Origin of the sequence: Philodulcilactobacillus myokonensis (genome assembly GCF_027923585.1) — a bacterium.
Classification (GTDB): Bacteria; Bacillota; Bacilli; order Lactobacillales; family Lactobacillaceae; genus Philodulcilactobacillus; species Philodulcilactobacillus myokonensis.
This window is the reverse complement of the sequence record NZ_BRPL01000002.1, coordinates 1,124,297-1,144,415: the sequence shown is the minus strand read 5'-3', so window position 1 is coordinate 1,144,415 and position 20,119 is coordinate 1,124,297. Positions and strand designations below refer to the sequence as shown.

At 32.7% G+C, this 20,119-nt stretch carries 21 protein-coding genes, 1 other RNA gene and 1 other annotated feature (1 of these 23 only partly in view); of the genes, 18 read left to right on the top strand and 4 right to left on the bottom strand.

Annotation, left to right across the window (positions count from 1 at the left end):
• Positions 1-75, top strand: a sequence feature (ribosomal protein L10 leader region) (it extends 42 nt beyond the left edge of the window).
• Between the two features lie 19 nt (positions 76-94).
• The 3 genes from rplJ (at position 95) to mprF (ending at position 3,723) form a co-directional block, all read left to right on the top strand.
• Positions 95-607, top strand: coding sequence for a 50S ribosomal protein L10 (gene rplJ, locus WR164_RS06015; protein WP_286136629.1), 513 nt, complete (start codon positions 95-97; stop codon positions 605-607).
• A 28-nt stretch (positions 608-635) separates the two neighbouring features.
• Positions 636-1,001, top strand: coding sequence for a 50S ribosomal protein L7/L12 (gene rplL / locus WR164_RS06010; protein WP_286136628.1), 366 nt, complete (start codon positions 636-638; stop codon positions 999-1,001).
• A gap of 127 nt (positions 1,002-1,128) precedes the next feature.
• Positions 1,129-3,723 (top strand): bifunctional lysylphosphatidylglycerol flippase/synthetase MprF, encoded by a 2,595-nt coding sequence (gene mprF, locus WR164_RS06005; protein ID WP_286136627.1) that lies wholly within the window; start codon positions 1,129-1,131, stop codon positions 3,721-3,723.
• Between the two features lie 74 nt (positions 3,724-3,797).
• On the opposite strand, the gene nrdF is transcribed toward mprF, so the two are convergent.
• From nrdF to nrdH, 3 genes are all read right to left on the bottom strand, one after another.
• Entirely contained in the window at positions 3,798-4,814 is a 1,017-nt protein-coding gene (gene nrdF, locus WR164_RS06000) for a class 1b ribonucleoside-diphosphate reductase subunit beta (protein WP_286136626.1), read from the bottom strand.
• Positions 4,815-4,847: 33 nt separating this feature from the next.
• Complete coding sequence (nrdE, locus tag WR164_RS05995; RefSeq protein ID WP_286136625.1) at positions 4,848-7,016, bottom strand: class 1b ribonucleoside-diphosphate reductase subunit alpha; 2,169 nt, start codon at positions 7,014-7,016, stop codon at positions 4,848-4,850.
• Between the two features lie 77 nt (positions 7,017-7,093).
• Positions 7,094-7,339, bottom strand: a complete 246-nt coding sequence (nrdH, locus tag WR164_RS05990; RefSeq protein ID WP_286136624.1) for a glutaredoxin-like protein NrdH — start codon at positions 7,337-7,339, stop codon at positions 7,094-7,096.
• 256 nt (positions 7,340-7,595) lie between these two features.
• On the opposite strand from nrdH, the gene WR164_RS05985 reads away from it, so the two are divergent.
• From WR164_RS05985 to tsaD, 15 genes are all read left to right on the top strand, one after another.
• Entirely contained in the window at positions 7,596-8,057 is a 462-nt protein-coding gene (locus WR164_RS05985) for a nucleoside deaminase (RefSeq protein WP_286136623.1), read from the top strand.
• 48 nt (positions 8,058-8,105) lie between these two features.
• An RNA gene (ffs, locus tag WR164_RS05980) (signal recognition particle sRNA small type) lies at positions 8,106-8,203 on the top strand.
• Positions 8,204-8,363: 160 nt separating this feature from the next.
• Positions 8,364-10,193 carry a DNA polymerase III subunit gamma/tau gene (dnaX, locus tag WR164_RS05975; protein ID WP_286136622.1) on the top strand — a complete coding sequence of 610 codons (1,830 nt, stop codon included), beginning with the start codon at positions 8,364-8,366 and terminating at the stop codon, positions 10,191-10,193.
• A 45-nt stretch (positions 10,194-10,238) separates the two neighbouring features.
• On the top strand, positions 10,239-10,547 hold the full coding sequence (locus tag WR164_RS05970; protein ID WP_286136621.1) for a YbaB/EbfC family nucleoid-associated protein: 309 nt from the start codon (positions 10,239-10,241) through the stop codon (positions 10,545-10,547).
• A 16-nt stretch (positions 10,548-10,563) separates the two neighbouring features.
• The gene (gene recR / locus WR164_RS05965) at positions 10,564-11,163 is read left to right on the top strand and encodes a recombination mediator RecR (RefSeq protein WP_286136620.1); all 600 of its coding nucleotides are present in this window, start codon (positions 10,564-10,566) and stop codon (positions 11,161-11,163) included.
• A gap of 11 nt (positions 11,164-11,174) precedes the next feature.
• The gene (locus WR164_RS05960; protein ID WP_286136619.1) at positions 11,175-11,420 is read left to right on the top strand and encodes a YaaL family protein; all 246 of its coding nucleotides are present in this window, start codon (positions 11,175-11,177) and stop codon (positions 11,418-11,420) included.
• Positions 11,421-11,483: 63 nt separating this feature from the next.
• Positions 11,484-12,122, top strand: a complete 639-nt coding sequence (gene tmk / locus WR164_RS05955; RefSeq protein WP_286136618.1) for a dTMP kinase — start codon at positions 11,484-11,486, stop codon at positions 12,120-12,122.
• A 12-nt stretch (positions 12,123-12,134) separates the two neighbouring features.
• Positions 12,135-12,461: a cyclic di-AMP receptor DarA gene (darA, locus tag WR164_RS05950; protein WP_286136617.1), complete on the top strand. Its 327-nt coding sequence runs from the start codon at positions 12,135-12,137 to the stop codon at positions 12,459-12,461.
• Positions 12,462-12,472: 11 nt separating this feature from the next.
• The gene (gene holB, locus WR164_RS05945) at positions 12,473-13,486 is read left to right on the top strand and encodes a DNA polymerase III subunit delta' (protein ID WP_286136615.1); all 1,014 of its coding nucleotides are present in this window, start codon (positions 12,473-12,475) and stop codon (positions 13,484-13,486) included.
• Positions 13,487-13,499: 13 nt separating this feature from the next.
• Complete coding sequence (locus WR164_RS05940; protein WP_286136614.1) at positions 13,500-13,865, top strand: DNA replication initiation control protein YabA; 366 nt, start codon at positions 13,500-13,502, stop codon at positions 13,863-13,865.
• Complete coding sequence (rsmI, locus tag WR164_RS05935; protein WP_373876920.1) at positions 13,862-14,752, top strand: 16S rRNA (cytidine(1402)-2'-O)-methyltransferase; 891 nt, start codon at positions 13,862-13,864, stop codon at positions 14,750-14,752. Before WR164_RS05940 ends, rsmI begins: the two co-directional genes overlap by 4 nt.
• A gap of 14 nt (positions 14,753-14,766) precedes the next feature.
• A complete protein-coding gene (locus tag WR164_RS05930) occupies positions 14,767-15,528 on the top strand; it encodes an acyl-[acyl-carrier-protein] thioesterase (RefSeq protein WP_286136612.1) in 762 nt (253 codons plus the stop codon).
• Between the two features lie 15 nt (positions 15,529-15,543).
• Entirely contained in the window at positions 15,544-16,290 is a 747-nt protein-coding gene (tsaB, locus tag WR164_RS05925) for a tRNA (adenosine(37)-N6)-threonylcarbamoyltransferase complex dimerization subunit type 1 TsaB (RefSeq protein ID WP_286136611.1), read from the top strand.
• A complete protein-coding gene (gene rimI / locus WR164_RS05920; RefSeq protein WP_286136610.1) occupies positions 16,262-16,873 on the top strand; it encodes a ribosomal protein S18-alanine N-acetyltransferase in 612 nt (203 codons plus the stop codon). The genes tsaB and rimI overlap by 29 nt, the downstream gene beginning before the upstream one ends.
• 52 nt (positions 16,874-16,925) lie before the next feature.
• Positions 16,926-17,939: a tRNA (adenosine(37)-N6)-threonylcarbamoyltransferase complex transferase subunit TsaD gene (gene tsaD / locus WR164_RS05915; RefSeq protein WP_286136916.1), complete on the top strand. Its 1,014-nt coding sequence runs from the start codon at positions 16,926-16,928 to the stop codon at positions 17,937-17,939.
• Between the two features lie 56 nt (positions 17,940-17,995).
• On the opposite strand, the gene WR164_RS05910 is transcribed toward tsaD, so the two are convergent.
• Positions 17,996-19,954 carry an ATP-binding cassette domain-containing protein gene (locus WR164_RS05910; RefSeq protein WP_286136609.1) on the bottom strand — a complete coding sequence of 653 codons (1,959 nt, stop codon included), beginning with the start codon at positions 19,952-19,954 and terminating at the stop codon, positions 17,996-17,998.
• Positions 19,955-20,119: the final 165 nt, after the last annotated feature.

Below are 20,119 nucleotides of genomic sequence, written 5' to 3'. Positions count from 1 at the left end.
TTAATTATACCTGCCGAGGAACGTAATAACTTTCTCTCTATGTCTAGGTAGGCATGGGGATTTTTTAATGCCCAGAAAATTGGGAGGTGACATTATGCAAAAAGAAGTTTTAGATGCTAAAAAGAAATTAGTTGATGAAGCAACTAAGGATTTCAAAGATTCTGTATCAGCAATTGTTGTTGATTACCGTGGTTTAAATGTTGGTCAAGTTACTAAATTACGTAAACAATTACGTGATAATGACGTTACATTCCATGTTTTCAAGAATAATACTATGAAACGTGCTGCAGAAGCTGCTGATTATGCTGACCTTAAAGATATTTTTAAGGGTCCTACAGCTGTTGCATTTTCTAATGAAGATCCAATCGCACCTGCTAAAATTTTAAAGAAATTTGCTGATGCAACTGGTTCCATTAAAATTAAGGGTGGAATGATTGAAAAGAAGATTGTTCCATTAGAAAAAATCGAAGTATATGCTACATTACCTAGTCGTGAAGAACTATTATCTACTCTTGCTAATATCTTACAAGCACCAGTTAGAAATGTTGCTTTAGCTGTTAAAGCAGTTGCTGAAAAAGGTGACGACAAAGATAGTGAAGCAAAATAGAAATCCAAATTAAACGGAGGAAATAAAAATGGCTTTTGATAAAGATAATATTATTGATCAATTAAAAGACGCTTCAATTACTGATTTAAACGATTTAGTTAAATCAATCGAAAAAGAATTTGATGTTAAGGCTGCCGCACCAGTTGCTGCAGCTGGTGGTAACGCTGGTGGCGGTGCCGCTAAGACCAATTTCACAGTTGAATTAACTGAAGCAGGTGCATCTAAGGTTAAGGTTATTAAGGCAGTTCGTGAAGCAACTGGCTTAGGCTTAATGGATTCTAAGAAGTTAGTTGATAAAGTACCTTCTAAGATTAAAGAAGATGTTCCTAAGGCTGATGCTGAAGATCTTAAGAAGAAAATTGAAGCTTCAGGTGCTAAAGTTACCCTTAAGTAATTATTTTAAAAATCTTAAAAAGCGTGTGACAATAATGTCACACGCTTTTTTATTTATTCAAAAAGGTTGTTAATGATTCAATTAATTGAGATAATTAAAATATAAATAATATTTGGAGGACCTTTTCTTGAAAAATTTATATAATAAATTAAAACATTTTATTAGTAGTAAATTTACATTAATTAAATTATTATTTGTTTTTTCTGTTTTAATTTTTGTTATTCACGCAACCGTTAGTATTTTTTGGCAAGTTGACAGCCAACAATTGGAAGCAAGTTTAGGGACTCAATCACCGCTATCATTAGTGATTCTATTGATACTAGGTTTTATAGCTGTCAGTCCAATGTTAATTTATGATTTTGCTATTTTGAAATTTTTACCCGGCAAATACTCTAAATGGTATGTTATTAAAAGTGGGTGGATTACCAACACTTTTACTAATTTAGCTGGTTTTGGAGGATTTCTTGGAGCAAGCTTAAGGGGGCATTTTTACAGTAAAGATGCTTCTAAAAGCCAAATTGTTAATGCAATTTCTAAAATTGAATTATTTTTGCTATCTGGACTTTCATTTTATTGCTTAGTCTCACTAGTAATTGGCTTTGGACTTAATGATTATTTTGCTCACTATTGGTTTATTTTATTGGCTGGGGCATTATATTTTCCAATTATATTTTGGTCTTTGCATTCTAAGAAACTACCCTTTTTTAATGATTTAAAATTAAAGAAGGGACTCCAATTAATTTTGGCATCATTTTTAGAATGGGGATTTGCTTCCATTTTATTTATGATTGTTGGAATTTTTATGAATATTCATGTTAATCTTTTGGATGTGTTTCCACTTTTCATCGTTGCCAATGTCCTAGGGACAGTTTCCTTATTACCTGGTGGATTAGGTGCGTTTGATGCTTCGATGGTTTTAGAGTTAGGCTTGTTAGGAATTAACAGAAGTGAAGCATTAATATGGATCCTTTTGTACCGTGTTTTTTATTACTTCATTCCATTTATTATTGGTGGAATTTTATTCTTACATGATACGGGAAGCCAGTTGAATGATTATCTTGATAATTTACCTAAAATCATTTTAAAACGAACTGCACAAATCATTGTAACGATTTTTATGTATTTTTCAGGAATTATGATGTTATTATTGGCAACCATTCCTAACTATGTTCTTGTCAATCGGTTTTATTTATCACTTGAACCTTATACGTTATATTTTTTAAATCCGTTATCTAATATTATTAACGCCTTTTTACTAATTGGATTGGCTCGTGGGATTGGTTCAAGAATCAAGCGTGCTTTTTGGCCAACGGTCATTGTATTAGTGATTGGAATTATTAATACATTGTGGCGTGAAGATGTTCCTTTGAACGTTAGTATTCTTTTAATTTTCATTCTACTGTGTTTATTTGGATCAAAATCGGTCCTATATCGTGAGCGCCTTTCCTATTCATGGGGACAATTGATAATGGATGGATCAATTTTTTCAATTACATTCATTATTTATACCATTTTAGGGATTTATACTCATTCTAAATATGGAATTAATCACATTGTTAATTCTTATCTATTTCCGTCCCAACAAATTTGGCTAGCTGGATTTTTAGGATTAATCGTTGCATCATTAATTTTAATTATTCTTTATCGATACTTTTCGATTAAATATATTAGTTGGTTAGATCAGCCGTTTGATGCTAAAAGGGTTCGAAACGTTATTGATAAATTTGGTGGAAATGAAGTTAGTCATTTAGCTTTTGTCCGTGATAAACAAATTTATTACTATTCTGAACATGGCGAGGACCAGCTTTTCTTTATGTTTAAACGTGAAGCCAATAAATTAGTTGTGATGGGAGAACCAATTGGTAATCAGGATAAATTAAATGCTGGAATTAACCAGTTTATGAACGATGCCGATAAAATTGGCTTATCACTTGTCTTTTATGAAGTTAGTGAATCATTAACCATGTTATTGCACGAAAAAGGATTTGATTTTACTAAAATTGGTGAAGAAGGGCACGTGGAATTGGATCAATTCACTTTATCAGGTAAAAAACACCGTGGTGAACGTGCCTTAAAGAATAAGTTTAAACGTGAAAATTATCAATTTGAAATTATTAATCCACCGTTTGATGATCAGACAATGAAATCTTTAAAACAAATTTCTGATCAATGGCTTCATGGATCAGCAGAAAAGGGATTTTCACTTGGTTATTTTGATAATTATTATTTGAATCAAGCTCCAATTGCTGTCATGAAGGATGATAATGGTAAAATTGTTTCGTTTGCTAACGTTATGCCAACTGGTAATCACAAAATGACTTCAATTGATTTGATGCGTTCCAGTAATGATGCACCATCTGGAATTATGGATGGGGTCTTTATTCATTTATTCCAATACGTTAAGGATCAAGGATACCAATCATTTAATTTAGGAATGGCACCTTTATCTAACGTTGGTGAATCCAGATATAGTTTTATTGACGAACGGATTGCCCATTTAATTTATCGTTATGGTCAAGCATTTTATAGTTTTCAAGGATTACGTTCCTATAAAGAAAAATACGTTAATTCTTGGGTTCCTAAGTACATTTCATACCGTCGAGGAAATTCATTAATCTTTACAATGTTGCAGCTTCTTATCCTTGTAAATGAACGCGTAAATGATAAAGATATTAAATTGAATCACTTTATTCCGAAATGGATTCAAAAATTTAACAATTAAAATTATTAGTAATTAAAAAAGAATGGATTATCTAAAAATGATAATCCATTCTTTTTGTTTCTTTTTAATTAAATTTATTTTTTATTCTTAGGACGGCCAATATCATAATCGGAATCCTTCATTGATTCAGCACGACCTAGACGGTAACCGTTACCAACCTGTGAGAAGAAGTCATGGTTAGCAGTTGATGTTGAAATTCCATTCATAACAATTGGATCAACATCAGCAGCAGTATCATCAAATAATGGTTCTTGACCAAGGTTCATTAATGCTTTATTGGCATTATATCGAATAAAAGTAAGGACTTTATCAGTCCAACCGACTTGATCATAAAGTAGGTGGGTATATTTAACTTCATTATTATATAAATCATATAGGAAGTTATACATCCAACCCTTGATTTCATCCTGTTCACGTTTGTTTAATTGATTGAATGCAACTTGGAATTTGTATCCAATATAGGTACCGTGAACCGATTCATCACGTAAAATTAATTTGATAATTTCAGCAACGTTAGGTAATTTATTATGACCAAGGTACCATAGTGGGGTAAAGAAACCAGAGTAGAATAAGAAAGTTTCTAAAAAGACACTTGAAATCTTTTTCTTCAATGGTTCGCCATCGTTATGGTAAAGGCTATAAATTTTCTTAGTTTTGTTTTGTAAGAATTCTTCAGTATCACTCCAGTTGAAGATTTCTTTAATTTGGTTGGAAGTGTTTAAAGTTGAAAAAATTGATGAATAACTCTTGGCATGAACTGATTCCATGAATTGAATATTATTTAAAACAGCAGTTTCGTGTTGAGTCTGAACATCTTTTCTAAGGGCAGCCATGCCATCTTGTGATTGGAGTGTATCTAATAGTGTTAGGCCACCAAAAACATGACCAACCACCCATTTATGATCATCATCTAACGTTCGCCAATCACTTAAATCATTCGACAACGGAATCCTTGTATCTAACCAAAATTGTTCGGTTAATTTTTCCCACGTTGCCTTATCAATTTGATCACTGATATCATTCCAATTAATCGCCTTATAGTTGCCGTCTTTGGTCCATTTACTAAATTTCTTAATGGATTTACTATCCATCCAATCACCTCTTAAATTAAATTCTGGTATAAACTAAATTTCACAACTTTCACATTCATTGGCGCCGATTTCTTGCTTATCATCGGTAAATGTTCTGACGTAATAAAGTGATTTAATACCCTTATAATAAGCATAGTTTCTTAAAATATTCAAATCACGGGTAGTCATTTTATTTGTAATGTCATTCTTCTTCCATTCGTATAAATCTTTTGGAATGGTAGAACGCATGAACATTGTTAAACTCATACTTTGATCAACGTGTTGTTGGGCGGCTGCATAAGTATTAATGACCTTACGCATATCAGTATTATAAGCAGAAGTGTAGTAAGGTAAAGTATCATTTGATAGGTATGGGGCTGGATAATAAATTTTTCCAGTCTTGGATTCATATCTTTCTTCAATTCGGTCGATGATGGGGTGAATACTAGCAGTCGTATCGTTAATGTATGAAATTGAGCCATTAGGGGCAACTGCCATTCTGTTTTGGTTATACAAACCATCTTTCATAACAGCTTCTTTAAGTTGTTTCCAATCATCGATTGAGGGAATATCAACATCCTTAAAAAGTTCTTTGACCCGTTTTGATTTTGGACCCCAGTCCTTTGTGACGTACTTATCAAAATAAGATCCATCGGCATACTTACTTTTATCAAAATGATAGAAGGTTTGATGACGTTCTCTAGCAATTTGATTAGAGGTCTTTAATGTCCAGTAGTTTAACAACATGAAGTAAACACTTGTGAAATCAATGGCGTCTTTAGATCCATAGTAAATATGGTTTTTAGCTAGGTAACTGTGAAGTCCCATTGCTCCTAATCCAATTGAGTGGGCAAGGTGGTTCCCATGTTGAACGGAAGGAACCACATCAATGTCAGAATGATCAGTAATAAACGTTAATGCACGGGTCATTGCTGCTACCGATTTACCAAAATGGGGTGATGCCATTAAATTGACGATATTAGTTGAACCTAAGTTACATGAGATATCAGTTCCTAATTGATCATATCCTTGAGTATTATTAACGACTGAAGGTTTTTGAACCTGCATAATTTCTGAACACAAATTACTCATGACAATCTTACCATCAATTGGATTATCACGATTGGCAGTATCAATATTGATGATATAAGGGTAACCGGATTCTTGTTGTAAGCTACTAATAGCAGTTTCTAAATCCCTAGCTCTGATCTTTTTCTTTCTGATATTTGGATTATGAACTAGATTATCATATTCCTTAGTGATATCAACGTATGAAAATGGCTTACCATATTCACGTTCAACACTATAGGGGCTAAATAAGTACATGTCAGCATCTTCTCGACATAGTTCGTAGAATTTGTCTGGGACGACTAAGCCTAATGATAAAGTTTTAACCCTAATTTTTTCATCAGCATTTTCTTTCTTAGCTGATAAGAAATCAACAACATCAGGGTGGAAAATATTTAGATAAACAACCCCAGCACCCTGTCTTTGCCCCAACTGATTGGAGTATGAAAAACTATCTTCCAATAATTTCATTACTGGTAAAACGCCACTAGCTGCACCTTCAATTTTTTTAATTGGATCGCCAGCAGCACGTAAATTAGAAAGATTAATTCCAACACCGCCACCAATTCTAGATAACTGGAGGGCAGAATTAATGGTTCGGCCAATTGTATTCATGTTATCGGTAGTTTGAATTAAGAAACATGATACAAATTCGCCACGACGTTTTCTTCCAGCATTTAAGAAACTAGGAGTAGCAGGCTGGTATCTTTGGTGAATCATTTCATCCGCTAATTCCATTGCTAATTTTTGATTACCATCAGCAAAGTAGAGAACATTCATTGCAACTCGATCAATGAAATTTTCTAAATAGTAATTATTATCATTTGTCTTTAAAGCATATTGAATGTAAAACTTATAAGCGGCCATGAATGATTTAAAGTGAAAATGTTGATCTCTCAAATAATTATATAATTTTTGAATGAAACTAAAATCATATTTTTTAACGAATCCGTTTTCAATATAATTATGTTTCATTAGAAAATTAAAACGATCCTTTAATGAATCAAATTTGATTGTATTTGGGATAACATTACTTTTAATAAAAACTTTTAAAGCTTCATGATCTTTTTCTAATTGGATTTTGCCATTTTTAGGGATATTGATATCATTGTTCAATTCAAAGTATGATAAATCTTTGATGTTATTTAGCGCCATCATAAACCTCCTTAAGATTAAAACGAGGCGAAACGTAGAATTCATTTCGCCCGATTTTATATAGAGATATTAATTCATTAAACTGATAATTTAACTAATTGATTTAATTTGTCAGGTCTAAAGCCAGAGAATGAATCTTCGCCATCTTCATTTTTTACAAAAACAACTGGAGTTTCCATAAAACCTTTATTTTTTAGAAAGTCGACGTATTGGGTTTCCTTACTAATATTTTTTTCTTCAAAATCAATTTGATGCTCTTCTAAGAACCGTTTAGTTAACATGCATTTCATGCAATTATTTTTAGTGAATACTGTGATACTCATTTTGTGATCCCCCTACTCAATTTAATTTATAAATCGATTGTACAACAAAAAAAACAAAATTCAATCTTGAAAGACACTATATTTTGTGCTCTATATATCAAAAGACACCAAATATAGTGATACAATGCATTTTAAAAAAATTAAATTTTTTATTCGGCTTAAATCGATATTTAAAAACGCGACATAAAATATTATACACCAACACAATTAAAATTTAAGGCTGTTAAAATATAAAATAAAAAAGAAGGAATATAATTTGCAAAAAGATTTGAAAAAATGGATGGGAAATGCACTTCTTGAAGCTGAAAAAAGCTTTTTAATTAATGAGGTCCCAATTGGGGCAGTTGTTGTTCACAATAATCAAGTGATTGGACGTGCCCATAATTTAATTGAGATTTCGCAAAATCCAACTTTCCATGCTGAAATGCTGGCAATTCAAGAAGCATGTAATAATTTACATAGTTGGCGATTAAACGATTGTGATATGTATGTAACCATTGAACCATGTTTAATGTGTGCCGGTGCAATTTGTAGTTCTAGAATTAATCATTTATATTATGGAGCACCTAATAGAAAATTCGGGGCAATTGAGAGTTTATACCATGTTCTAGATAATCAGCAATTAAACCATCATGTATCCGTTAAAGGTGGTATTTTGGATGATCAAGCTAGCAATTTGATGAAAGCATTTTTTAAACGAGCTAGAAGAAGAAAATAAATAAATTTACTAGACATTCGCTCTAAAATAAGTTAATATAATAATTGCCGTAAGGCCCTGAAGCAAGGGTGTGCTTATGAACCGTGTCAGGTCCGGGAGGAAGCAGCACTAAGTAAGTCATATCTTGTGCTTCTCGTTTTATAGAATTTAACTTTTTAATAACTTGAAAAGGGATGAACTAAATTTTATGTTCATCCCTTTATTTTTGGAAATAAAAGTCAATTGATGATTTTTTATCAATGCTTGTATGATATAATTATCAGTGGTAATTTATACGAATATGAATTGGTTAGAAAGGAGTTTTCCATGAGCTATCGAGCTTTATATCGGGTTTGGCGCCCGCAGCGTTTTGATGAAATTATTGGTCAAAATGTAATTACGCAAACGCTAAAAAATGCATTAATTACTAATCAAATTAGTCATGCTTATTTGTTTGCGGGTCCCCGTGGAACAGGGAAAACTTCCGCTGCTAAAATTTTAGCTAAGGCAATTAACTGTCCTAATCAAAAGGATGGGGAACCTTGTAATAAGTGTGCAATTTGCAAAGCCATCACTAATGGAACGTTGAACGATGTAATTGAAATTGATGCTGCTTCTAATAACGGTGTTGATGAAATCAGAAACGTTCGTGATAAAGCTAAATACGCACCGACTGAAGCTAAATATAAGGTATATATTATTGATGAAGTTCATATGCTATCGACGGGGGCTTTCAACGCTCTACTAAAAACGTTGGAAGAACCGCCGGCTAACGTTGTGTTTATTTTAGCAACAACTGAGCCTCAGAAAATTCCTGCAACCATTATTTCAAGAACCCAACGATTCGATTTCAAGCGGATTAGGCCGAAAGATATTTTGAAACAAATGGAACATATCTTGAAATCTGATCAGATTGATTATGATGATCGGGCATTGAAATTGATCGCTAAATCTGCTGAAGGTGGAATGCGGGATGCGTTGAGCATCTTAGATGAATCAATGTCATATGGTGACGATAAGGTAACTTATCAATCGGCACTTCAGGTAACGGGTAGTGTTACCCAAGATTTATTATATGATTATTTTGTTGAGGTTGTTGACCATGATACAAAATCCGCATTGATGAATGTGCAAAAAATTCTAGCTGATGGTAAGGATGCTAACCGATTTATTGAAGATTTGATTAATTATTGCCAGGATTTATTATTGTATAAGCAGTCACCGCAAATGATTGAAGATCATGAATTAAGCGTTTTTGATGACCGTTTTAAATCATTGGTTAAAAAAGTAGATGACCGGATAATATATAAAATAATTGAAGAAGTAAGCAATATTCAACAACAAATGCGTTTTACTTCCCATCCTGACGTTTATTTAGAAGTCTTAACGGTTAAACTTGCAAACATTAAAATTACACCTAAATCTTCTGATGATGGTAATCAAGGATTAATTGATCAATTATCAGGTCAGGTTAAGGAACTACAATCAGAGGTTAAGGCTTTGAAAAAGCAGTCGATTGCTAGTCAATCTAAATTAACTAAAGTAAATCCGGAACATAATAAACCACGTCCTGTTCATAAGGAACGGCATGAACAACCGGTTAAAATTAATTTAGAAAAGATTTATCCAGTTTTGAATCATGCAACTAAAAAAGATTTGAATCGAATTCAAAATGCTTGGCAAGAATTGCTGCCAATGTTAAAAGTAACTCAACGGGCAATTATGAACGTTTCAAAACCAGTTGCGGCAAGTTCTGATGGGGTTGTCGTCTCTTTTGAATACTCATTTCTTTATCGAAGGGCAGATTCAAGTAAGGAATTAATTCAAGCACTTGAAGACGGATTGAATCGAATTATCGGTTATTCACCCACCATCGTTTTTGTTCCAAGTCAGAAATGGCCGACAATTCGTAAAAACTATATTACTAGTAATTATTTAAAACAACATTCTGATAATCAGAATCATCATAATCAATCTAGTCAAAGTTCATCTGGTGATCATTCATCTGATTCTAATTCGAAATCTGATCATTCAAGTTCAGATTCAAATGACAAAAATGATCCAAAGAATGATCATGAGAATAGTCAACCCAATCCGATTGTAAAAAAAGCAATTGATTTGTTTGGAAACGGAATTATTGATGTTAAAAATGATTAAATTAAATATTAATATATAAATATAATATAAAGGGGTTTTCCAATTATGAATGGTATGAATATGCAAAATATGATGAATCAAGTTAAGAAAATGCAGAAGCAAATGAAACAGGATCAAGAAAACATTAATAAACAAGAATTTACCGGCCAAGCACCCGATGGAATTGTTAAAGTCGTTTTCTCTGGTGATCGTAAAATGAAAGATATGAAGATTAAAAAAGAAGCCATTGATCCGGATGATCCTGACATGTTATCTGATTTAGTAGTTAGTGCTGTTAACAATGCCTTATCAAAAATTGATAGTGCTACTAAAGATTCAATGGGTAAATATACAAAAAATATTCCTGGAATGTAAAAAAGAAGGTTCATAAATGCAATATCCAGAACCACTTGCCAAATTGATCGATAGTTATATGCGATTACCTGGAATTGGACATAAGACCGCAATTCGTTTAGCTTATTTTACGGTTGGAATGAATAAAGACGACGTTAAGAATTTTGCTGATGCTTTGGTTTCAACCAAGGATAAACTCAAATTTTGTTCAATTTGTGGTAATTTAACGGAGGAAGATCCGTGTGAGATATGTCGTGATCCTAATCGTGATCGATCGAAAATTTTAGTTGTTGAACAATCTAAAGATGTCATGGTAATGGAGCAAATGAAGAATTATAAGGGTCTTTACCACGTTTTACACGGTGTTTTATCACCAATTGAAGGGAAAGGGCCTGAAGAATTAAATATTAAGTCATTAATTAAGCGACTTCAGAAAAATGAATCAGTTAACGAAGTAATTATTGCAACTAATGCGACTCCTGAAGGGGAAGCAACTGCAATGTATCTTTCTAAACTCATTAAACCAGCCGGAATTAAGGTAACCCGTTTAGCCCATGGTTTATCCGTTGGTAGTGATATTGAATATGCTGATAATATGACTTTATACCGTGCCATTAAAGGAAGAACTCAGATGTAGAAGGTGATGCTTTGTTTGGCAAGAATAGAAATAATCAATTAAAAACTAAATATGATCAATTTTTATTGGATTCGATTAATGCAGCAAAATTAAATTGGAATCATGCAAGTGAAACTGCAAAGGCCATCTATGAAGTTGACGATGAAACAATTGCTGAGGTTGAATTGGCTAAACAAAAATACCTGTTTCTTTATCAAGAAGCAAGAATTAGAAATGTCCATAATAATCAAATCCAACCATCAGTAATTGATTATTAATTTGAGGGTGCCCTATCTAAAAATAGATTGAGGTGCCCTTTAATGTTTAAAGGGGATTTTTTGATGAGTGGTAAATTCATTACCATTGAAGGTTCAGATGGTGCCGGAAAAACAACCGTTCTATCTAAAATTTTAAAAATTATTCAACCAATTATGAAGGATAAATTGGTGATTAGCAGAGAACCAGGTGGAAATCCAATTGCAGAGGAAATCCGGGATGTGATTTTAAATCCTAAAAATACTGCCATGGATTCAAAGACTGAAGCATTACTGTATGCTGCTGCTAGAAGGCAAAATGTTGTTCAAACCATTTTACCAGCTTTAAAGCATGGTAAATTAGTATTATGTGATCGTTTTTTAGATAGTTCAATTGCTTACCAGGGCGGCGGTAGAGAAATCGGGACCAAAAAGATTTTTGATGTTAACCAATTTGCAACCGATGGATTAGAACCAGATGTAACGATATATTTAAACGTTCCGTTTCAATTAGGGATTGAACGAATTAAGAAGCATCGGCAAAATGATATCGACCGTCTGGATCGGGAAAAATTGTCTTTTCATAAGCGGGTTCATGATGCATATCAAGAGCTATTAAGTCATCATTCTGATCGAATTAAGTCAATTGATGCTAGCCAACCAATAGACAAAGTTGTCCAAGATGTTTTAAAATTATTAAAAAATGAAGCAAGTGATTATTTTTAAGGGGCGATTTTCATGAAATTAATTATTGCAGTTGTTCAAAATAAAGATGCAAGTAAACTCCAATCTTCTTTTATCAAAAAACAAATTTATGCAACTAAATTATCAACAACTGGTGGTTTCTTAAAATCAGGTAACACTACTTATATGATGGGAATTGAAGATAAGCGGGTCCCTGAGGTCCTTGATTTAATTAAGAGTATTTCTAAAACTAGAAAAAAATTTATGACTCCGCCAGTAAATCTTGATAGTGGTGATAATGAATCATCATTCCCGGTTAGGGTTCAAGTTGGTGGAGCGACAATTATGATCTTACCAATGGATAAACTTTATCATTTCTAAACGAGGTAGCAATGCAAAATACTAATCCAATCAAGGAAGCAGAATTCAAACAACCTAATATTTTGAAACATTTTATGAATGTCATAAAAAGAAATGATTTGACCCATTCATATATATTTAACGGTGAATCTGGTTCAGGTAAACTATCAGTTGCATTATCAATTACCATGCGTTTATTTTGCACCAACGTTCAAAATAATTTTCCATGTGGCAAGTGCAATGAATGCATAAGAATTTCACGTTTAGAACATCCGGACATTGTATTTATCAAACCTGATGGACGGAGCATTAAAGTTGATCAGGTCCGGTTTCTAAAATCTGAATTTTCTAAAAGTGCAGTTGAAGGAAACCAAAAAATTTTTATTATTGACCAGGCTGAAAAAATGTCAACAAATGCCGCTAATAGTTTATTAAAATTTATCGAAGAGCCAACGGGTAACATTATTTCGTTTCTTTTAACTTCACATAAGAATCGAATTCTACCAACCATTATTTCTAGAACTCAGGTAGTTAATTTTAAATCGTTGCCACAGCACGTGTTTAATCAAGAATTGAAATCATCTGGGGTTTCATCCACCGATTTTAATTTAATTGGTACCATGACCAATAGTGCTAAAGTAGCCAAGCAATGGTTTCAAGACGATTGGTTTAATCAATTGAAAAAATCAATCATCCGGTGGTTTCAATTAATTGCTAGGAAAAATAGTGAGTCATTTATTGCCGTTAGTTCTGACATTTTACCATTAGTTAAAACGCCAAGTCAGAAGCGAATGGCCGTTAATATGATGATTCAAATTTGGCGGGATGTTTTACAAACGAAGTATGTTCCAAGTGGTTCTGAAAATTTAAAATTTCCACAAATGTCTGGTATTCTTGAAAAAGTAGCTAATCATATTTCCGAACAACAGTTGATTAAGATTATTGAAATTATTTTAGAAAGTAATCGTTTGTTATCAATTAATGTTCAATTCGAAAATATTCTAGAATCAATTACTTTACAAATTATGGATAAGTTAAATTATTGAAGGTGAAGTCATTTTGGATCAACGTGAATTATATGAAGGCTTCAAAAGTATGGAAGCACAAACCCAATTAATGTTAGAGAAGTGCTCTGAATTAAGAAAGGGTATGACTGATGTTTTAGAACAAAATACTGAGTTAAAGATTGAAAATCAACACTTAAGAGAACTTTTGAAAAATAATCAGAATCAGTTAGAAAATCCTAAAAATGATGATGGAGAAGAGATTGCACAGTCTTCCTCTCGTTTATCTAAATCAAGAAAGAATTTAGAAAAATTATATAATGAAGGTTTTCATGTTTGTACTGAATTTTTTGGTCAACATCGTGATGAAGGCCAAAACTGTATTTTTTGTACTGAATTAATTTATAGAAATAGGAGATAGATTTGAAAGTTCAACATAGTTTTGCAAAAAACCAATCCAATGGTGTTTTATATTTAGTTCCAACACCCATTGGCAATTTAGATGATATGAGTTTTCGTTCGGTTAAAGTTTTAAAGTATGTCGATTTAATTGCCGCTGAAGATACCCGGCATACAAAAATGTTACTAAATCATTTTCAAATTGATACGAAAGAAATTAGTTTACATGAACATAATAAAGATGAACGGGTTCCTGAATTAGTTCAAAAATTACGACAGGGAGTTAATATGGCACAGTTAAGTGATGCTGGAATGCCATCAATCAGCGACCCTGGTCATGAACTAGTTGTTGCAAGTATTAAAGCAGATATTTCGGTGATTCCATTGCCAGGTCCAACTGCTGGAATGACTAGTTTGATTGCTTCTGGATTATCACCCCAACCATTTTATTTTTATGGCTTTTTAAATCGTCAAAATAAAGAACAACTTGAAGAATTAAAGAAACTTAATCAACGCGTTGAAACATTCATTATTTATGAAGCACCCCATCGATTAAAAAAGACTTTAAAAAATATGGTTAAGATTTTAGGTAAAAATCGAAAAGCAGCAATTTGCAGGGAATTAACAAAACGCTTTGAAGAATTTGATCGTGGGACGTTAACTGAATTATTAGATTATATTGATAGTAAGCCAATTCTTGGTGAATTTGTTATTATTGTCGAAGGTAATCATCACTTAAATCATGAAAGTGATGCAACCAAGAAATTAGCTAATCTTTCAATTAATGAACAAATCAATTATTATATAAAGCAGGGCGATAAACCCAATCCTGCAATTAAAAAAATTGCTAAAATGCACAATATGAAAAAACAAGAAGTTTATAATTTATACCACCATATTAAAAAATAAGGAGTATTTGGCTGATGGAACAATCTAAAATCGAATTCAGTGAAAAGCATCGTGTTACATATTATGAAACCAATGGTCAAAACAAGGCTACTCTAGCAATGATTATTAATATGGCAATTTTAGCATCCGAAGATCAAAACAACGCTCTTTTAGCTAGCAATAAGGTACGGGATGATTTAAATGCGAGTTGGGTTGTGATTCAGTATTCCATCGATATTAATAAATTACCTAGAACTGATGAAAACGTAGTCCTTAAAACCAGAGCATCTTCTTATAATAAATTCTTTGCTTCTAGGGAATTTTGGATTAACGATTTAAATGGCAATAGCTACGTTCATATTTCTAGTAACTGGGTCACAATGAATCTAAAAACAAGAAAAATGGTTTTGATTCCGAAACCCTTGGTTGAAGCTTATGGATTTAGACATGTTGATGAAATTCCACATTTGAAACGTCCTAAACGAATTAATGATGATGCTGATAAATTTTATCAAAAGGATTACCATGTTAGATATAATGATATTGATATGAATGGTCATGTTAATAATTCACACTATTTAAACTGGATTGTTGATTCATTGCCAGCGTCATTTTTAAGTGCTTATAATCCAACCCATATTGATTTAAGATTTAAGAATGAAGTTAGGTATGGACAGAATGTGGAGAGTAAAGTATCAATTAAAAATTTGAATCAGACGAAGGCAAAAACCCGTCACGAAATTATTTCTAATGATTATTTAGCAGTAGTAGCTAATTGTGTCTGGAAAAAGAATTAGTAAGGAGCAATAAAAATGAAAGTATTAGCAATTGATTCGTCTAATCAACCCCTATCCGTTGCATTATTAGACGATCAAAAAATTTTGTTTACAACGACAATGACCGCTCACAGAAAGCACGCAAGGTATTTATTACCGATCATTCAAGACATGTTTAAAAAATCTAGCTTGACTCCTCAAGATTTAGATCGGGTTGTTGTTGCAGATGGTCCGGGTTCATTTACCGGATTGAGAATTGCGGTCACGACCGCAAAAACGCTTGCTTTTACATTACATATTGATTTAGTCGGAGTATCTAGTTTATTAGATTTAGCATTAAACGTTCAAAACGAGGGGGCACTGGTTAACCCGATTTTTGATGCGCGAAACCAAAATTTATTTACCGGCTTATATCAAATTAAGAATGGAATCCCCCAGTCGATTATTCCGGATCAACACGTTTCAATCGATGACTGGACTGAAAAATTATCTAAGTATAAAAATCAATTTTTATATGTAGTTGGGAATGCTGATCATTTTAAATCAAATTTAAAACATGTTTTTTCTGATCATTTAATTGTATCGAAGGGAATTAATAATCTTCCCCAAGCTGCTAATTTAGGTTTATTTGGTGAAAATAAAACACCGGTTTCGGATGTTAATAAGTTTGTGCCAAACTATCTTCGCTTGACAAAAGCTGAGTTTGATTGGAAACAACAGCATCCTAAGGCCGCAAATAAGGATGATCAATCTTATGTTAATGAATATACTGCAAAAATTTAGAACGTGGTACCATATCTTTTTTGACCATAAAAAAACATTGAGGCGTGAGCAACTTCAGTTTAAGGATCACGTTGTTCAAATTAAAAATGAAAATTATTTTGTAGCCAAAGCAATGGTCGCCGATATTCCGGATATCGTAGACGCTGAAAAACAAATTTACAACCGTGCTGATATATGGAATTCAAAGGCTTTTGAAGATGAATTTAGCCGTGATGAACGTGATCGATTGTATTTAGTAATTAGAAATCATGATAGGCTCGTTGCCTTTATTGGTGGGGCTTTTTATGATCGAAAACATGAATGCCATATTACTAATTTAGTTGTTATTCCAGAATTTCAAAATCATGGGCTTGGTTATTTCTTAATGAATAATTTAATTACTAAGGCACGCCAGATGAATTTTAAGCGGGTTACCTTAGAAGTAAGAATTAGTAATAAAAAAGCCCAAAAATTATATGAAGATCTTGGATTTTATTCGGTTTCAATTAAGAAACACTATTATTATAGTGATCATGAAGATGCTTTAAATATGTCAATGAATATTACTAAAATGGATAAAAGTGTTGATTCGTTTGAAGCTTAATTGTTGATAATGTTAAAGAAATGAAGGGAAAGTTTTGAAACAAAATTTAATTATGTCATTTGAATCTAGCTGTGATGAAACTAGTGTTGCCATCATTAAAAATGGTAATAAAATTTTATCTAACGTTGTTGCTACTCAAATAAAAAGTCATCAGCGTTTTGGCGGTGTGGTTCCAGAAGTTGCTAGTCGTCATCATATTGAAGAAATTACTTTCTGTATTCGTGATGCAATGAAACAGGCTAACGTTACATATGACGATTTAGATGCCGTTGCAGTTACATATGGTCCAGGATTAGTAGGTGCATTGTTAATTGGTGTTACAGCAGCTAAAACAGTGGCGTGGGCTCATCATTTACCACTCATCCCGGTTAATCATTTAGCTGGTCATATTTACGCCGCTCGTTTTATTAAACCAATTGTTTTTCCAGCATTAGCATTAGTCGTTTCCGGTGGGCATACTGAATTAGTATGGATGCCCAAAGAGGGCGAATTTAAAATTATGGGGGAAACCCGTGATGATGCTGCTGGTGAAGCTTACGATAAAATTGGTCGGGTCCTAGGAATTAATTATCCGGCTGGCCCCGATGTTGATAAAATGGCAGCAAAGGGACATGATACATTTCATTTTCCCCGTGCAATGGATAATGATGATAATTATGATTTTAGTTTTAGTGGTTTAAAAAGTGCATTTATTAATACAGTTCACCATGCCCATCAAGTTCATAAAAAATTAAATCATGATGATTTAGCAACTAGTTTTCAAGATGCTGTAATTGATGTTTTAGTTGATAAAACAATGCGTGCTCTTAAAAAACATCCAGTTAAACAATTGATTTTAGCGGGTGGGGTTGCCGCTAACCATGGATTAAGAAGCCGGTTAGAAAAACAGGTTGATCAATTGAGCGGAACTGAACTAATTAAAGCACCGTTAAAATTGTGTGGCGATAATGCTGCAATGATTGGTGCAGCTGGTTATATTTTCTATAAGGAAGGCATCAAAGCTGATGCTTCATTAAATGCTGATCCAGGACTAGAATTTGATTGGTTACCAAACGAAGCAAAATAATAATGTTATTTATAAAATAAAAAAAGCTCTAATCAGATTTAATCTGATTAGGGCTTTTATAATTGCTCAAGTTTAAGACTATCCTGTTCCCATTCATCTGCAGTCTTTTTAGAACGATTATTAATTTGATCTAATTGCTTTTGAAAATTCTGCGATTTCTTTAAATCATTAAAGACTTCTGGTTCAGTCATTTTTTCTTCAATTTGCTGCTTTTCATTTTCCAATTGATCTAATTGTTTTTCTAATTTTTTAACGGTTCTTGATAATTTTCGTTTTTGCTTTTGAAGTTCCTTTTCCTTTAAGTAATTTTTCTTTCCGGATGAATTGTTAGCATTAGATTTAAGCTTTTCAGGATGCTGACCCGCAATTTCAGCTAGTTTTTGTTGCTTAATTGCATCTTCTTCTGCTTTTTTATCAATATAATAATCATAATTTCCTAAATATAATTTAGAACCATTTTGATTAATTTTAACAACTTCCGTTGCAATTTGATTGATGAAATAACGATCATGTGAAATGAAAAGAATGGTTCCATCAAAATTTCTTAATGCTTTTTCTAAAATTTCCCTGCTATCGATATCTAAATGATTAGTTGGCTCATCCAGTAATAAGAAATTATCATGTTGCATGGCTAATTTAGTTAATAAAAGGCGTGCTTTTTCACCACCAGATAAATCGTGAACCATTTTTTTAACTTCTTCGCCTGAAAACAAGAAACTGCCGAGGACTGATCTGATTTCACCTTCAGGGGTAGTCGGGTGATCGTCCCAAAGTTCATTCAAGACGGTCTTGTTATTATGAAGAATTTCCTGGTGTTGATCATAATAGCCAATATCAATTCCGGTACCAAAATGAATACTACCGTTAATTTTAGGGATTTGACCTAAAATTGTTTTTAGAAGAGTTGATTTACCAATTCCGTTGGGACCAATTACCGCAATTTCTTGATGCCTTTTAACATCTAAATTAATTGGACTTGAAATGACGTTATGATCATATCCAATTGCTAGGTTGTGAAGATTTAAAATTACGTTGCCGCTTTTTCTCTTGGGCGTGAACCGGAATTGGGCAACTTTATTATTGTTTAACGGCTTTTCAATTTTTTTAATTTTAGCCAATTGCTTTCTTCTTGCCTGAGCACGTTTGGTCGTCGAAGCTCTTGAGATATTCTTTTTAATGAATTCTTTTTCCTTCTTGATTTGACCCTGCTGCTTTTGGTATGCCTTTAATTGTTGATAGTAGCGTTTCTTCTTTTCTTTTACAAAATCTGAATAATTACCATGATAGCTAGTAATGGTTTTGTGTTCTAAATCATAAACGTGGTTGACGATCTTATCCATAAAGTAACGGTCATGTGAAACAATTAAAAGGGCACCCGGATATCCTTGAATATAATTTTCTAACCATGTGATGGTTTTGACATCCAAATGGTTGGTTGGTTCGTCCAAAATTAATAGATCTCGTTTTTCAAGTAATAGCTTAGCCAATGCCAATTGGGTTTGTTGTCCACCAGAAAGCTCATTGATCCTCTTATCATAATCTTTTGGATGAAAATTAAATCCAGCAAGCACCGTTCGAATTTCAGCTTTATAGCCATAACCGTTAAGGCGATTAAATTTTAATTGAACTTGATCATATGTATGGGTAACTTGCTTTAATTGAGCTGGATGCTCAATAACATTTTGTTCACTCATTTGATTTTCCAAACGATGCATTTGATTTTCTAAATCCCTTAGTGATTTGAAAACCGTTAACATTTCACCCCAAATGGTATTTTTAGAATCTAAAGCATTATTTTGAGCAAGATAGCCAATTGTTAAGTGATGGTTCTTTATAATTTCGCCTTCATCAATATTTTCTTGACCCACAATCATTTTGATCAAAGTTGATTTACCAACACCATTCCTTCCTACTAGGCCAATTCGTCCTTTTTCTGGAATATCCATGTTAATTTGTGAAAATAAATCTTTTCCCTCAAACCGTTTTGTCACGTTTTTAATTTGTAAAATATTCATTTAAACACCTCCCTTCCTGAATTATTATAACCTTAATAATTTTATCATATTTAAAATTTGATATGAAATAATGTGAAACAAAGTACTTGCAATTAATACCTAAAAATAATATATTTAATAGTGTAATTAGCACTTGATGTTGCTAAGTGCTAAAAAGTATAAAGA

Coding starts and splice junctions, on each gene's coding strand:
- rplJ (WP_286136629.1), top strand. CDS start 95: ATGCAAAAAGAAGTTTTAGATGCTAAAAAGAAATTAGTTGATGAAGCA.
- rplL (WP_286136628.1), top strand. CDS start 636: ATGGCTTTTGATAAAGATAATATTATTGATCAATTAAAAGACGCTTCA.
- nrdF (WP_286136626.1), bottom strand. CDS start 4,814: ATGGATAGTAAATCCATTAAGAAATTTAGTAAATGGACCAAAGACGGC.
- nrdE (WP_286136625.1), bottom strand. CDS start 7,016: ATGGCGCTAAATAACATCAAAGATTTATCATACTTTGAATTGAACAAT.
- nrdH (WP_286136624.1), bottom strand. CDS start 7,339: ATGAGTATCACAGTATTCACTAAAAATAATTGCATGAAATGCATGTTA.
- dnaX (WP_286136622.1), top strand. CDS start 8,364: ATGAGCTATCGAGCTTTATATCGGGTTTGGCGCCCGCAGCGTTTTGAT.
- WR164_RS05970 (WP_286136621.1), top strand. CDS start 10,239: ATGAATGGTATGAATATGCAAAATATGATGAATCAAGTTAAGAAAATG.
- recR (WP_286136620.1), top strand. CDS start 10,564: ATGCAATATCCAGAACCACTTGCCAAATTGATCGATAGTTATATGCGA.
- tmk (WP_286136618.1), top strand. CDS start 11,484: ATGAGTGGTAAATTCATTACCATTGAAGGTTCAGATGGTGCCGGAAAA.
- darA (WP_286136617.1), top strand. CDS start 12,135: ATGAAATTAATTATTGCAGTTGTTCAAAATAAAGATGCAAGTAAACTC.
- holB (WP_286136615.1), top strand. CDS start 12,473: ATGCAAAATACTAATCCAATCAAGGAAGCAGAATTCAAACAACCTAAT.
- WR164_RS05930 (WP_286136612.1), top strand. CDS start 14,767: ATGGAACAATCTAAAATCGAATTCAGTGAAAAGCATCGTGTTACATAT.
- tsaB (WP_286136611.1), top strand. CDS start 15,544: ATGAAAGTATTAGCAATTGATTCGTCTAATCAACCCCTATCCGTTGCA.
- rimI (WP_286136610.1), top strand. CDS start 16,262: ATGTTAATGAATATACTGCAAAAATTTAGAACGTGGTACCATATCTTT.
- tsaD (WP_286136916.1), top strand. CDS start 16,926: ATGTCATTTGAATCTAGCTGTGATGAAACTAGTGTTGCCATCATTAAA.
- WR164_RS05910 (WP_286136609.1), bottom strand. CDS start 19,954: ATGAATATTTTACAAATTAAAAACGTGACAAAACGGTTTGAGGGAAAA.